15 protein-coding genes are annotated in these 14,561 nt (G+C 44.2%); 11 read left to right on the forward strand and 4 right to left on the reverse strand.

Features of this window, described 5'->3' with window-relative positions; genetic code table 11:
- Positions 1–319 precede the first annotated feature (319 nt).
- The 3 genes from ACO1R6_RS12335 to ACO1R6_RS12345 form a co-directional block, all read right to left on the reverse strand.
- On the reverse strand, positions 320–754 hold the full coding sequence (locus tag ACO1R6_RS12335; RefSeq protein ID WP_486265150.1) for a DUF1801 domain-containing protein: 435 nt from the start codon (positions 752–754) through the stop codon (positions 320–322).
- Positions 755–1,039: 285 nt separating this feature from the next.
- On the reverse strand, positions 1,040–2,695 hold the full coding sequence (locus ACO1R6_RS12340) for a S41 family peptidase (RefSeq protein WP_486265152.1): 1,656 nt from the start codon (positions 2,693–2,695) through the stop codon (positions 1,040–1,042).
- Positions 2,696–3,130: 435 nt separating this feature from the next.
- Positions 3,131–3,289 carry a hypothetical protein gene (locus tag ACO1R6_RS12345; RefSeq protein WP_486265154.1) on the reverse strand — a complete coding sequence of 53 codons (159 nt, stop codon included), beginning with the start codon at positions 3,287–3,289 and terminating at the stop codon, positions 3,131–3,133.
- A 212-nt stretch (positions 3,290–3,501) separates the two neighbouring features.
- Here ACO1R6_RS12345 and ruvX point away from each other — a divergent pair, with 212 nt between their 5' ends.
- From ruvX to ACO1R6_RS12360, 3 genes are all read left to right on the forward strand, one after another.
- Positions 3,502–3,918 carry a Holliday junction resolvase RuvX gene (ruvX, locus tag ACO1R6_RS12350; RefSeq protein ID WP_486265155.1) on the forward strand — a complete coding sequence of 139 codons (417 nt, stop codon included), beginning with the start codon at positions 3,502–3,504 and terminating at the stop codon, positions 3,916–3,918.
- On the forward strand, positions 3,915–4,481 hold the full coding sequence (gene def, locus ACO1R6_RS12355; protein WP_486265157.1) for a peptide deformylase: 567 nt from the start codon (positions 3,915–3,917) through the stop codon (positions 4,479–4,481). The genes ruvX and def overlap by 4 nt, the downstream gene beginning before the upstream one ends.
- A gap of 387 nt (positions 4,482–4,868) precedes the next feature.
- A complete protein-coding gene (locus ACO1R6_RS12360; RefSeq protein WP_486265159.1) occupies positions 4,869–5,324 on the forward strand; it encodes a hypothetical protein in 456 nt (151 codons plus the stop codon).
- 1 nt (position 5,325) lies between these two features.
- On the opposite strand, the gene ACO1R6_RS12365 is transcribed toward ACO1R6_RS12360, so the two are convergent.
- A complete protein-coding gene (locus ACO1R6_RS12365) occupies positions 5,326–6,141 on the reverse strand; it encodes a cyanophycinase (protein ID WP_486265161.1) in 816 nt (271 codons plus the stop codon).
- 260 nt (positions 6,142–6,401) lie between these two features.
- Between ACO1R6_RS12365 and ACO1R6_RS12370 the strand changes: the two genes are divergently transcribed.
- The 8 genes from ACO1R6_RS12370 (at position 6,402) to ACO1R6_RS12405 (ending at position 14,511) form a co-directional block, all read left to right on the forward strand.
- Positions 6,402–8,654, forward strand: coding sequence for a heavy metal translocating P-type ATPase (locus tag ACO1R6_RS12370; RefSeq protein WP_486265163.1), 2,253 nt, complete (start codon positions 6,402–6,404; stop codon positions 8,652–8,654).
- 191 nt (positions 8,655–8,845) lie between these two features.
- Positions 8,846–9,082, forward strand: a complete 237-nt coding sequence (locus ACO1R6_RS12375; RefSeq protein ID WP_486265165.1) for a heavy-metal-associated domain-containing protein — start codon at positions 8,846–8,848, stop codon at positions 9,080–9,082.
- A gap of 239 nt (positions 9,083–9,321) precedes the next feature.
- Positions 9,322–10,662 carry an MBL fold metallo-hydrolase gene (locus ACO1R6_RS12380; RefSeq protein WP_486265167.1) on the forward strand — a complete coding sequence of 447 codons (1,341 nt, stop codon included), beginning with the start codon at positions 9,322–9,324 and terminating at the stop codon, positions 10,660–10,662.
- Between the two features lie 167 nt (positions 10,663–10,829).
- Complete coding sequence (locus ACO1R6_RS12385) at positions 10,830–11,969, forward strand: Re/Si-specific NAD(P)(+) transhydrogenase subunit alpha (RefSeq protein ID WP_486265168.1); 1,140 nt, start codon at positions 10,830–10,832, stop codon at positions 11,967–11,969.
- Positions 11,970–12,184: 215 nt separating this feature from the next.
- Positions 12,185–12,478: an NAD(P) transhydrogenase subunit alpha part 2 gene (locus ACO1R6_RS12390; RefSeq protein ID WP_486265170.1), complete on the forward strand. Its 294-nt coding sequence runs from the start codon at positions 12,185–12,187 to the stop codon at positions 12,476–12,478.
- 14 nt (positions 12,479–12,492) lie between these two features.
- On the forward strand, positions 12,493–13,896 hold the full coding sequence (locus tag ACO1R6_RS12395) for an NAD(P)(+) transhydrogenase (Re/Si-specific) subunit beta (protein WP_486265172.1): 1,404 nt from the start codon (positions 12,493–12,495) through the stop codon (positions 13,894–13,896).
- 201 nt (positions 13,897–14,097) lie between these two features.
- Positions 14,098–14,175: a hypothetical protein gene (locus ACO1R6_RS12400; protein WP_486265220.1), complete on the forward strand. Its 78-nt coding sequence runs from the start codon at positions 14,098–14,100 to the stop codon at positions 14,173–14,175.
- Between the two features lie 123 nt (positions 14,176–14,298).
- The gene (locus tag ACO1R6_RS12405) at positions 14,299–14,511 is read left to right on the forward strand and encodes a DUF5615 family PIN-like protein (protein ID WP_486265221.1); all 213 of its coding nucleotides are present in this window, start codon (positions 14,299–14,301) and stop codon (positions 14,509–14,511) included.
- Positions 14,512–14,561 lie beyond the last annotated feature (50 nt).

The raw sequence follows: 14,561 nt of genomic DNA on the forward strand, positions 1-14,561 counted from the left end.
TTTTTATGCCGGGTAAACTTACGGGCAGTACCCCCCATCAGTTGGGCACGAAGGAAAATAATAATAACTTTTTTTGGTTGCGCTTGGATTTAACTACTGGTAAGCGGGGCATGTAGCCCATCGGCAGGTTAAAAAAAGTACACATTTGTATGGCATAATCCAGTCATACCAATCTGCATTACTATTCTTTAGATATTTGCCTGGTAGCTATTACAAAACAGGTTTAATATTTTGCCGGAGAACGCCAGATAGCTTGCTGGTAATTGCCCAGGATAGATATTGTACGAGTGCGCTGCCGATAAATGAAAAACAATACGCGCTAATTAGCCCATTGCAGCCATTTAATTATTATTTGTACCAAGGCTGCCTCTTTTTCGCGTATATCTTGTTGGTTGGTAAGTTGCACCACGGCCCTATCGGGAGCAACCCAGTTTAAGAGATTGCTGGCATCGTCGCTGGTAAATTGCGGCTGAATTTGCGCATTTTTTACCCGGGCGCCACAATGAAATATAAGCCGGAAATTATTCTTATTGTAGAGGTTAAAAGTAATTCTGTCTTCCCCGTTTAAACAAAAGCTAGGGGCATTCCATTTTATATGTTCGGTTAGCTGGTTGTTCGCGTTTAAAATTATTTCCCGTACAGCTAAAATTTCGGGTTTAAAAGGATGCTCCAGCTGGTCTAAAAACTGTTTGACGCTCTCCGGCCCCGATAATTTACCTGCTTTGGTGCGGCTTGTAGTAGCTTTAACGGTCATGTGAATACGCTTTGGTGGTGTAATACGCCAGCAATATAACTAATTACCGCAGATTTACATGGAAGCCCAATCTATTGCCTTACAAGCGTAGTGCAATAAAATATTTGCGCTACACCAGCCCGGTTAGACCTTAAATTTTTAACCGGGTTATTCATTAAAATTGGGGTTTCAAGAATAAGGATTAATTATTTCATTATAGTCCATTAATCAAAAAACCAACCTATTTCTCATGTAAGTGAAACAGGTTGGTTTTTGAATCTGCTGTACTTTACTGGGATACGCGGGCTATTTATAATCTTTTAAAAGAGCAAATTGCCGGTGTTGCAGTTCGGCCTGGTTTAACTGCTTCAGGGCCTGCTGAAACTCGGTATCCTGGTCGTGCATAATCGGGTAAAAACCTTCGGCACCAAACGCGCTGCGGGCCACGTAGGCTTTAATGTTATTTTTAATCAGGTTCTTAGAACGATTAAACTCCTGCGACCGGAAAGGAATTTTTAAGGCATTGGCTTCTTGCACCAGCCCTTGCAACATATTATCGGTTATGTTAAAAGAAGCTTTAAAAGCCTGGAAAGTCATTTTTTGTAATTCTTTCTGGTGGTCGCGATAATAATTGAGCGCAAATTCACGTACCAGGTTTTTAGCGTTTAACTGGTTCAGGTAATTGGTCAGCTGGGCGGTGTCGCGCGGCACAAAAACATCGGGCATAATACCGCCGCCACCGTAAACCGTACGTCCGTTAGCGGTTTTGTATTTGAGCGAGTCTACAAACCGGATGCTATCCGGATGAAAATATTCGCCGCGTTCGTACCGCTTAGATATGTCTAACTCGTAATCTTCGGCACCGGTGCTGTAGGGTTTCTGAATAGAACGGCCGCTAGGCGTATAATACCGCGAAATAGTCAGGCGCAGTTCCGAGCCATCGTTTAAAGCAATGGGCATTTGCACCAGCCCTTTGCCAAACGAACGCCGACCAATAATCAAGGCCCGATCATTGTCTTGCAGGGCACCGGCCAATATTTCGGAAGCAGAAGCGCTCCCTTCATCTACCAACACCACCAGCAAGCCTTCTTCAAATTCGCCGGGTACGCGGGCGTAGGTCTCAGAATCGTACTTGGTGCCTTTGCCATCGGTATAAACAATTTTTTTATTACCCGGAATAAATTCATCGGCCATTTTGGTGGCGCGGTCCATGTAGCCGCCGGGGTTACCGCGCAAATCCAGAATCAGGCGCTGCATACCCGCTTTTTTCAGTTTGGTTAAAGCAGCCTTAAACTCATCGAAGGTATTGGCAGCAAACCGGTTTACTTTAATATAACCCGTTAAATCATCTACCATATAACTTACATCTACCGAGGAGTTGGGTATGCGGTGCCGGGTAAGTACAAAGTTAAGCAAGCCTTTTTTGTCTTTCCGTTTAACGGTTAAGTTTACTTTGGTGCCGTTCTGGCCGCGTAGCCGTTCAAAAACCTGCTGGGTGTTTACGCCGTTTCCGGCTATATTGGCGCCATCTACTTTTAAAATTTTATCGCCGGCCTGCAAACCAGCCGCCGCGGCCGGCCCTCCACTTAAAGGTGCAATTACATGAATGGTATCCCGGAAAATATTAAATTCTACGCCAATGCCTACGTATTCGCCTTCTAAATAAGAGCGGGCCATATCCATCTCGCTGGCTGGTATGTAAGTAGTATGGGGGTCTAGCTTTTCCAGCATTTTAGAAATAGCAAAGTCCGAGAGCTCTTCTACATCTACCGAGTCGACGTAATCCCGGTCTACATAACTTAAAATATCCCGGAATTTAAGATAACCTTTGGCGGTAGCCTGGGCATTATACGTTGATATTTTAAAACTACTGGAGCCAATTAAAATACCGGCGGCCAAAGCAACCGATAAGAAAAGCGGTAATCGTACTTGAAAAATAGAATTAGTAGAATTTTTACTCATACCAGAAAAATATAATTTTACACACCCAGAGGCAGTTAAAACCTTTACCTGGACAAATATATCTAAAATATAATTATTTATAGCAAGTAAATCTTTTAAATATTTGGATTAAACGTAAATATTCATACAAATCCTATATTATTCTTACTTTAATGCACAAAATAACACAACACACCTTACATTTAACCTAATCTACAAAAGAAACAACAATGTAAAATAACCAACACACCCACACACCTAACCAAATTTATCCGCAGTTAAAAAACATACTAATTTTTATAGTTAATCAAAGTGTTTTAATTAAAACAAGCTTACCTGTTCTATAAAATATTACAAATACGAATAAATAAATCTGTGCGCTACGGCCAAAATTAACTACAATAATATATCTATTTAAACGTAAAAAGCAGAATGTCAATACGTTTAAATTTACTTTTAGGTAACAAGGCGTACCGCCTTAAACCACCAGATTACGGGCTGGCGCAGACCTTTTTTGAATTTTCCTGCAAAAGCGGCGGTTCCACTTTTACTTCCGCGGACAGGGCTTTTAGGCAGCATAAATGGGTTCTTGTAACCAAAAATCATTTCACCCATTTGCGGTATAAATTATTTGCCGCAAGGCTTAAATAAATTTATAAAAGTTTCGGTAACAAGCCGTAAAGGTTCTTTGTTTTTGCGCGCCTGCTTTTTTATGGTTTATAAATGGGCTTAAAGAACTTGCTTCCCTAGCCAAACTGCGATAATCAAGGTCAGGTTACAAAAACTAATAAAATACTGCGTACCTTTGCGGAAAAATTATAATTACGGTGGGCCGAGTTGTTGCGATTGATTACGGGAATAAACGAGTGGGGGTAGCTGTTACCGATCCGCTTAAACTTATTGCCACCCCCTTGGATACGGTACATGCCAAAGACATCATAACTTTTTTAAAAGCTTATGCGCAGCAAGAACCCGTAGAAACCTTTGTGGTAGGCATGCCCCGTACGCTTGAAAACACCCCCACCGATGTTACCAGTGCCGTAGTAGGATTTGTCCGGAAACTGAAAAAAGAAATACCGGATATTCCTGTTTATACCATAGATGAGCGCTTTACTTCCCGCATGGCTTTTCAGGCGATGATAGACGGTGGATTAAAAAAGAAAGACCGGCAAAACAAAGCCACCGTAGATAAAGTAAGTGCCACTATTATTTTGCAATCTTATTTAGCGCAGAACAACCTATGATTTACCCCATTGTAGCTTACGGAGATCCGGTTTTAAAAGAAAAAGGCAAAGAAATTCCGCAGAATTTCCCGGACCTGTCCAAACTAATCGACGACATGTACGACACCATGTACAACGCCCACGGCGTGGGCCTGGCGGCACCGCAAATTGGTAAAAGCATCCGGCTTTTTGTAATCGATTCGGCTCCTTTTGAAGACGACGAAGAAAAAAAGAAACTGGCCGTAAAAAAAGCGTTTATTAACCCCCAAATAATCAAAGAAGAAGGCGAAGAGTGGCCTTTTGAAGAAGGCTGCTTAAGCATACCGGGCGTGCGCGAAGACGTATACCGCCCGGCGCGGGTTACTATCCGGTACCAGGACCTGGATTGGCAAGTACACGAAAAAGTGTTTGATGGTTTGGTAGCCCGGATTATTCAGCACGAGTACGACCACATTGAAGGCATTTTATTTACCGACCACTTATCGGGTTTAAAAAAGCGATTGCTCAAAGGCCGGCTTACCAAAATAACCAAAGGCGACGTAGACGCCGATTACCGCATGAAATTTGCCGGTGCCAAACGGTAAAACTTCTGACCGTGCTGCGCTTGCCGAAAAAACCACAACCACTAACATAAGTGATTGTGGTTTTTTCGGCAAGCTGTTATAATGCTATTAAGAGAAGTTCTGTAATTACTTACTCCCCGTACTCGGTTTTTGCTCTTACAAATCGAAAGAAAGCCGGTGGTTAAAGCTATGCTTCAGGTCTGTGAGGGCACAGACCTGGGTAGAGCACCGCCAGCATCCGCTTCCGGCAATCACTGGATATATCTGAAACATTAAGGATTGATTGCATAATTTTAGCCAGGTGGTTTCCTGGTATATACTTCTGATATATAATCACCTAGGCTCAGAAATACACGATATAACTTACATTTGCCAGAGAATAACGTTTAATAAATTATCTTATCTATTATGGCAAAGACAAATATTACCCAGACTAAGTGGTACCCCGAACAGCATCTAATAATTACCCAGTTAAGCGGCGATGTAGATGCTGCTGCCGTCGACCAGTGGGAAGCATCGCTCCAGCAGGCCTTGAGCCAGGTAGAGGAGAACGGGCACTTTAAAATATTGATTAACCTGCACGGCTTTACGGCTACCGATTTAGCAGCGCATAAAAAATTCAGGGTAATTGTGCCGGCAACCCTGGCTAATTACAACTGGAAAACCGGCTACGTAAACCTGTTTGATGAAGGCGCTACTATGCAACTAAAAAATACCCGGGGCATACAATGCGTAGCCGCCGCCCACATACATCAGGACCAAACCAAAATAGAGAAGTACGAAAGTATGTTTGGCAAAGAAAACGAGCATTTCTTTACCAATCCTACGCTGGCTGAAACTTGGATTAGAAATTTTAAAGTATAAATTAAGGTTGCGCCGCAGTTGCTGGTGCAAACTTAATTTTCTTAGTCTTCAGGCAAAACTGGTTACCTTCTACCAGTAAATGCATTACCAGGTGTTCTACCGCAATGGGCGCGCCGTGCGGCACTTCATGAATATTCGAATATTTTATCTCGGCGCCATCAATAATGGTTACTACACCAATCCCAAAAACCTCTAACAAACTACCTTCCCGGATAATAACACCCGTTTCCTCGCCCAACCCAATACCAATATATTCGGGGCATTGCGAAACCGCAATAGACAACCGACCAAACCGTCCCCGCTCAGTAAAATGCGTATCGATGTACATGTTCCGGATAAAAGATAAACCGGCGCTGGTTTTGGTACGGCCTTTCTCCAGCGAGTACGGCCCGTAGCCTTCGTAAATCATCCGGTCCGACATGGCCGCCGAGCCGGCACTAGTACCGGCAATTAATATTTCGTCGGTTTGGTAGCGGCTCTTCATGAGTTTATGCACCTGTGTACCTTTCAAAAATTTAAGAATCCGCCGCTGGTCGCCGCCGGTAAAAAATATAACATCGGCTTTTTTAATTCGCTCTAAATATTCGGGTTGGTCGGCGGCGTTTTGCTCGTCGATGTGCATAAAACGCACGTTAGGCAACCCAAACTCCTCAAAAGCTTCTACGTAAGCCTGCCCCGATTCTTCCGGCTCCGGTGCCGCCGTGGTAATTACCTCCACCACCGATTTGTGATGACAATATTCTGAGTGAATCAGCTTAATCAGCACATCGTCGCCGCCGCCACCCAAAGCGATCAGGGTTCCTTTTGGATTCTTCATGCGTTTAATGTAAATATTTTTCCATCTATTTTTTTCAGTTTACCTCACCCTAAATCCTCCTCCTGCAGGCAGAGGACTTAATTCAGCTAAAAACATCTACTTAAAATAATTCATTAGCCAGACTTACTTTCTTCTGGTAGAGAAGGGACTGGGGATAAGGTCCCCGACAAAATCTTATAACATTTAAGCCGGATGCTGTAACACGAACCTGCCTATACGCAAATATCTTTGTATCGATAAAATAAGTAAAAGAATTTACTATGGAAACTATCGAAACACTTGCTGTTGCCCCCACCACGGTAAAGGCTACCTTTCCGCTGGGCGGCATGACTTGCGCCGCCTGTGCTGTTAGCGTGGAGTCGATGTTAAAGGCCCAACCGGGAGTACAGAACGTAAACGTAAGTTACCCTAACCGATCGGCCGAGGTAGAATACCAACCCGCAAAAATTGACTTAAAAGCCATGCAGAAGGTTGTAAGCCAGATTGGCTACGAACTGCTGCCCGATACCGCCCACGCGGCCGCTGAACTGGAAGCCGCCGAAAAAAAACATTATGAAAGCATAAAATCCAGGACCATTGCTGCTTTTGCTTTAGCCTTGCCGGTTATAGTTATAGGCATGTTTTTTCACCACGGCTTTCCGGGTTCTAACTACATTATGCTGGTGCTAACCGGTGTAGTTATTTTCTGGTTTGGCCGCGATTTCTTTATCAGTGGTTTTAAAAAAGCGCGCCATTTATCGGCCAATATGGATACCCTGGTGGCTTTAAGTACCGGCGTAGCTTTTTTGTTTAGCGCCTTTAATACGTTGTACCCCAGCTTTATGCTTAGCCGCGGTTTAGCACCGCAGGTTTATTTTGAATCGGCGGCGGCTATTATTGCCTTTATTCTGGCGGGTAAATTAATGGAAGAGCGGGCCCGGGCCAGTACTTCTGCGGCACTTAAAAAATTAATCGGCTTGCAACCCAAAACCGTTAAAATTATTAACCCCAACGGCACCGAAGTAGAAATACCTTTGGAGCAGGTGCAGCCACAAGACCGGATTCGCATCCGCCCCGGCGAAAAAATTCCTGTGGATGGTTTGGTGCACCAGGGCGAGTCGTTTGTAGACGAAAGCATGATTACCGGCGAGCCCGTAGCGCAACCGAAAAAGCCGGGTGCCAAGGTATTTGCCGGAACCGTAAACCAGAAAGGCAGTTTTGAGCTGCTGGCGCAAAAAACCGGTGACCAAACCTTGCTGGCCCAAATTATTAAAACGGTACAACAAGCCCAGGCCAGTAAACCACCCGTGCAAAAACTGGTCGATAAAATCTCGGCCATATTTGTACCGGTCGTAATTCTGATTGCCCTTACCAGCTTTGTTGTTTGGTATTTTTCGGGGGTAGAGAACAACTTAACTTTTGCTTTACAAGCCCTAATTACGGTTTTAATTATTGCCTGCCCTTGTGCTTTGGGTTTGGCTACGCCTACGGCCATAATGGTAGCGGTGGGCAAAGGCGCCCAAAATGGTATTCTGGTAAAAGATGCCCAAAGTCTGGAAACAGCCCATAAAGCCAACGTAATTGTGCTGGATAAAACCGGTACGCTTACCAAAGGCCAACCCGAAGCCGAAGATTTTATTTGGGCGCAGCCGCAGGTAAACCAAAGTGCCGTTAAAAGCGCGGTACTGGCCATTGAGCTACAATCGGAGCACCCGCTCGCCGATGCTGTAATCCGGAAATTAGAGGCTGAAAACGTGCTGCCGACCGTGACTCAAAACTTTGAAAGCCTGACCGGTAAAGGAGTAAAAGCTACGGTAGCCGGCACAACGTATTACATCGGGAGCCGCCATTTAATGCAGGAAATGCAGATTATAGTGCCCGAAAAGGTGCAAACAATGGCCCAAACGCAGGCAGCTTTGGCCAAAACTATCTTGTTTATTGCCGATAACCAACAAGTATTGGCCTTACTACCTGTAACCGATCCCATCAAAGAAACCTCGGCAGCAGCGGTAAAATCGCTCCAGAATTTGGGCTTGCAAGTGCACTTGCTCACCGGCGACAACCAGCAAACGGCCCAATCGGTAGCCCGGCAGGTAAATATTACCCACGTTGCCGCCGAGGTTTTACCTACCGAAAAAGCCAGTTATGTGCAGCAACTGCAGGCCCAGGGCCACACGGTAGCCATGGTGGGCGATGGTATAAACGACTCGCCGGCGCTAGCCCAGGCCGACATAGGCATAGCTATGGGCAAAGGCACCGACATAGCCATGGAAGCCGCCGACTTAACTTTAATGCAATCTGATTTGCGGCACATTGTACCGGCCATCCGGTTATCGCACGCCACGGTACGCACCATTAAACAAAATTTATTCTGGGCATTTATTTACAACCTGATTGGCATACCCGTAGCGGCCGGTGTACTGTATCCGTTCTTCGGCTTTTTGCTTAATCCTATGCTGGCCGGGGCCGCCATGGCGCTAAGTTCCGTATCGGTGGTAACCAACAGTTTGCGGTTGCGCAATCTTAAACTGTAAAATATTACCAGCAAACATAAACCAAGTGCAAAGACTGCCTTAATCGCACTCCTTTGCCTTAAATAAACTTACGTTTTCTGACCCCGGTTAACCCCAGGCAGAAAATTTGTAGACTAAAAATTTATTTTAACCTGATCATTTTATTTAAATAAACCGTTATAACCATACCATTTAAACCAAGTTAAACAATTATGAAAACGCTAAAATTTAAAACCAATATAAACTGTTCTTCTTGTGTAGCCAGCGTTAAACCATATCTTGATGCCGTAAAAAATGTACAAGGCTGGGAGGTAGATACTAAAAACCCGGATAAAATATTAACGGTAAAAGGCGACGAAGTGGCGGCCGAAAATATTATCCAGAACGTAACCAAAGCCGGTTATAAAATTGAAGAAAAGAAAGGCTTACTAAGCAACCTGTTTAATTAGTGTTTAGGGGTTAGTAGTTAGTTTTTAGGAACACTTGGCTTATTTCCTGTTATGGAAAATAAGTAAGCATCATTAAGGAAGTGCGTTGCACAAAGCTTATTCTGGCACATATCAAGCCTGGTAAATTATTTTTCTAAAAACTAACTACTAATCACTAACAACTAAAAATCACTTTTCCCCTTGGGTTTCGTAGTTACTGTTGCCGGTAAAATGGTTGCCGGCTTTTAACCGCAAGCACCATGATCATAGAACAGTTTAAAGACGAAGGTTTGGCCCATTATGCATACGCCATTATGAGCGAAGGCAAAATTGCCTTGATTGATCCGGCCCGCGATCCCAGACCTTATTATGAGTTTGCGAATTTGCACGATGCTTTAATTGTGGCCGTAATAGAAACCCATGCCCACGCCGATTTTGTAAGCAGCCATTTTGAAATAAACGCTACCAAAGAAGCTACCATTTACACCAGCAAACAGGCCAGTGCCACTTACCCCCATATTCCTTTCGATGATGGGGATTCTTTTACCCTAGGCGAAGTTACTTTACACGCCCTGAATACCCCCGGCCACTCCCCCGACAGCATTTGTGTGCTTTTACACGACGAAAAAGGGAAACCGTATGCTTTATTTTCTGGCGATACACTTTTTGTAGGTGATGTGGGCCGACCCGATTTACACGATTCCGGTAGTATCAACACGTCCCGCGAAGCTTTAGCCCAGGCCCTGTACCGATCTATTCACGAAAAAATAATGCCCTTACCCAATAATTTGGTACTGTACCCGGCGCACGGTGCGGGTTCGCTGTGCGGCAAAGGCATTAGCAATGCTCCGAACAGCACTTTGGGTGCCGAAAAAGAAAGCAACCCGGCCCTGCAGGCAATGACTGAAGCGGAATTTATTAACTACATTCTGGCCGACCAACCTTTTGTACCGGCTTATTTTCCGTTCGATGTAAAGTTAAATAAAACCGGTGCGCCCGAGTATAAAGCCAGTATCTCGCGGGTACCGTTTTTGGCCCCAGATTGCAGCCTGGAAAAAAACGCATTAATTATAGATACCCGGCCAACTGCTGATTTTAAACAAGGGCACTTACCGGGCGCCATAAACCTGCAAAACGAACTTAAATTCGAAACCTGGTTGGGCTCGGTTATTAAACCCGACGAAAAAATTTACCTGGTATGCACCGATGAGGAAAGCCAGAATGAAGTAATCGCAAAAACAGCCAAAATCGGGTACGAGAAAAATATTCTGGGTACTTTAATAAACCCGGTTGGCGCAACCGAAACCAGCGCCCGGAACAACTTCGCTAATTTTACTAACTTAAAAAAAGATCCGGAAAAATTTACCATTGTAGATGTGCGCAATGCTAACGAAGTAAAAGAACACAAACCTTTCCCGAATAGCCTGGCCATTCCTTTACCCGAATTGCGGAGCCGTTTTGCCGAAATACCTACCGATAAACCCATTATGGTACATTGCGCCGGTGGTTACCGGTCGGCGGCGGGTAGCAGCTTACTGGCCCGAAAAATAAAAAATCAGCCGGTTTACGACTTAGGCGAAGATATCAAAAAATTTAGTTAACGTTTTTTACCTATTTAATAACCCTCCACAGGCATTTTTAATTTAATACAAGCGCCTATTGGGTGATTATTTGCTTTTATCGGTTTGCCGGGCTGGGAAATTTATAATTAATATATCTATATTGGGCACAGAGTAATATTGCTTTATATCTTTAACGCATAAGAGCTTTGAAAATTTCTATCCCCAAAGAAACCAAGCTGTACGAAAACCGGGTAGCCATAACCCCCGATGTGGTAAAAAGTCTGCAAAAAGCCGGTTTTCAATGTACCGTCGAATCCAATGCGGGCATCAATTCTAACTTCCTGGACGAAGCTTACACCCAGGCAGGTGCAACTGTACTAGCCGATCCGGTTTTAGTGTACGGCCAGGCCGACGTTGTCCTGAAAGTAAACGCCCCCACCCCTGCCGAAGCCCGCTTAATGAAAAACGGGGCTATTCTTATTTCCTTTTTGTATGCCTACACCGTACCGGAACTAATACAGGTACTGCGCGAAAAACAAATTTCGGCGTTTTCGATGGATGCGGTACCCCGTATTTCGCGAGCTCAGAAAATGGATGCCCTCAGCTCGCAGGCCAACCTGGGCGGTTACAAAGCCGTGTTGCTTGGGGCCAACCATCTAGGCAAAATATTCCCGCTGATGATGACCGCTGCCGGTACCATAACCCCCGCTAAAGTTTTAATATTTGGTGCCGGTGTAGCCGGGTTGCAGGCCATTGCCACCGCCCGCCGTTTAGGTGCCGTAGTAGAAGTAACCGATGTGCGCCCCGAAACAAAAGAACAAGTAGAATCGTTGGGTGGCCGGTTCCTGGAAGTTAAATCCGACGAAGGCGTAAAAACCGAAGGCGGCTACGCCAAAGAAGTATCGGCGGAATATTTACAAAAGCAGCAGGAATTAATAAAAAGCCGCATTACCGATGCCGACCTGGTAATTACAACGGCTTTGGTTATTGGTAAAAAAGCCCCGTTGCTGGTTACCGAAGAAATGGTGCGCGCCATGAAGCCCGGCTCAGTTATCGTGGATATGGCCGTAGAATCGGGTGGTAACTGCGCTTTAAGCGAAATAAACCAAATAATAGTAAAGCACCACGTAACCATTATCGGTGAATCTAATTTACCGGCTTTGCTGCCCGTAAATGCTAGCGAACTCTACGCCCGCAACATTAGTACCTTACTGCTGCACCTGGGTAGCAAAGATGGCTTTAAGTGGGAAATGGACGAAGATATTACGAAAGGCTCGTTAATTACCCATCAGGGCCAACTGGTACATACCTTTACCAAAAATATCCTGGAAAAAGCCACCGCTTAAATAATTGTGGTAATGTGGTAATGTGATAATCAAATTTTGTTTTAAAAATGGTTTTACCATTACTTAACGGCTATCTGTCACAAAAGAGTACTTAATACTTACAATCAGGTTCATTATTAAAATCAGTAAAGAGCACAAATCAGCCTGATACGCCTTTTTCTTTGTAAGAAAAATCCTTTCAATTTATAACCTTACAACTTTTCAACATTCAAATCATGTCGATAGAAAATTTAATTGTACTGCTTTACGTACTGGTACTGGCTAGCTACGTAGGTTTTGAACTGATTGCCAAAGTGCCGCCTACCTTGCATACACCTTTGATGTCAGGTTCTAATGCTATTTCGGGTATTACCATTGTAGGGGCTATTATTTGTTCGGGTCCGCTGCCCGGCGAGTTCCCGTTGAGTAAAATATTGGGGATAGTGGCTTTGTTTTTTGCGACCCTAAATGTGGTAGGCGGCTACGTGGTTACTGACCGCATGCTCCAGATGTTCAAGAAAAAGAAATAAAGGAGGCTCCCCACATGAATCAGCAATTACTCACTATTATTATTCAGTTAGCTTACCTGGTGGCTTCGGTGCTCTTTATTGTAGGCATTAAAATGCTGGGTAAAACCCACACGGCCCGTCAGGGTAATATTTACTCGGCGGTAGCCATGTTTATTGCCATTGTGGCTACTTTACTGGTACGCGATGTTTTAAGCTATACCGAAATTTTCGTTACCATTTTAGTAGGCTCGGCGGCAGGTACGTACGTGGCCAAAAAAGTAGAAATGACCCAAATGCCCGAGATGGTGGCACTTTTCAACGGTTTTGGTGGTATCAGTTCGGTGTTGGTAGCTACCTCCGAATATTGGCGTATGGCCCACGATGCCGAGGTAATTATGCCCACCATTATTGGTGTATCCGTAGTGCTTAGTGTTATTATTGGTGCCGTTACCTTTACCGGCTCCATGGTGGCTTACGGCAAGTTGTCGGGCAAAGTAAATGGCAATTCCATTACTTTTAGTGGCCAGCACGCCTTAAATGCTATTTTGTTCTTAGCCATGCTGGTAGCCAGTATTTTCCTGGTACTCGACCCGAATAACGATTTGTACATGATGCTGGTGCTGGCCATTGGTTTACTGCTGGGTATTCTTACGGTTATTCCAATTGGTGGGGCCGATATGCCGGTGGTAATTTCTTTGCTGAATTCTTACTCCGGTGTAGCCGCTTGTTTCACCGGTTTTGTGCTGAACAACCAGGTACTCATTATTGCGGGTGCGCTGGTAGGCGCATCGGGTATTATTCTTACCCAGATTATGTGTAAGGCCATGAACCGCTCTTTGGTAAGTGTTTTGTTAGGGGGTTTTGGCCAGGGCAGCGCTGCCGCCGCGGCCGGAGGTGCTTCCGATATTCAGGTAAAAGAAGTGGGCGTAGAAGAAGCTGCCATGATTTTCGATTCGGCCTCGTCGGTAATTATTGTGCCGGGATACGGTATGGCCGTAGCGCAAGCGCAGCACATTGTACGGGAAATGACCGAGTTGCTCGAAAAAAAGAATATTTCGGTAAAATTTGCCATTCACCCAGTAGCCGGCCGGATGCCGGGCCACATGAACGTACTCCTGGCCGAAGCCAACGTACCCTACGACAAGCTCATTGAAATGGAAAATATTAACGATGAGTTCTCTAACACCGATGTGTGCTTAATTATTGGGGCGAACGACGTGGTAAACCCGGCTGCCCGCACCAACCCGGCCAGCCCTATTTACGGCATGCCTATTTTAAATGCCGATAAGGCCCGCACCGTAATTATCAGCAAGCGCAGTATGGCTTCGGGCTACGCCGGCATCGAAAACGAATTATTTGGCTACCCTAATGCTTTAATGCTTTTTGGCGATGCCAAAGCTACTATCACTAAAATGGTAGGAGAGTTGAAAGAGATGTAATATCAATCCAATCTGATAAAGTAAAATCCCGGGTAGCTAGAAAGTTATTCGGGATTTTTTTATAATAGAATACTACACCTTTAATGCCTTCATAAAACCATTTTATCCAGAATTATAGTCTATTCAATTATAGATTATCAGGAGTATTTAGAGATACGGTCGGATAAAATATTTGGCAAGCCATGCATTAAAGGCACAAGAATAGCGGTTTATGACGTGTTAAATTGGCTATCAACTGGTATGTCTAAAAAGAAATTATCTCAGATTTTGCAGAATTAAACGAAGAGATGATTAATGCCTGTCTTGCTTTTGCGGCGGATAAAGAACATAAACTTAAGATTGCCTCTTGACCCTGTTATTCGACCAGAATATTTCACCAAAGCTGGTTAGCAATTAGCAGACATATTTTCTGCAGCAAAGCAGGTCCGGCAGCTTGCTTTAGAAAATGCCTTTGATATCGAAATTTTCGAATATGCAAAAAAGCACAATTTTGCCATAGTTACCTTAGACTCAGATTTTGTTGATTTAAATGTAATCAGGGGCTTTCCTTCAAAGATAATTTGGTTAAGAACTGCTAATTATAAACACCAAATCCATAGCAGAGTTACTTCATAAAAATATAGAAGCTATCCAGGAATTCTTAAATTCAGAAGAAAACGAAATTT

It is taken from the genome of Adhaeribacter sp. (assembly GCF_057359045.1).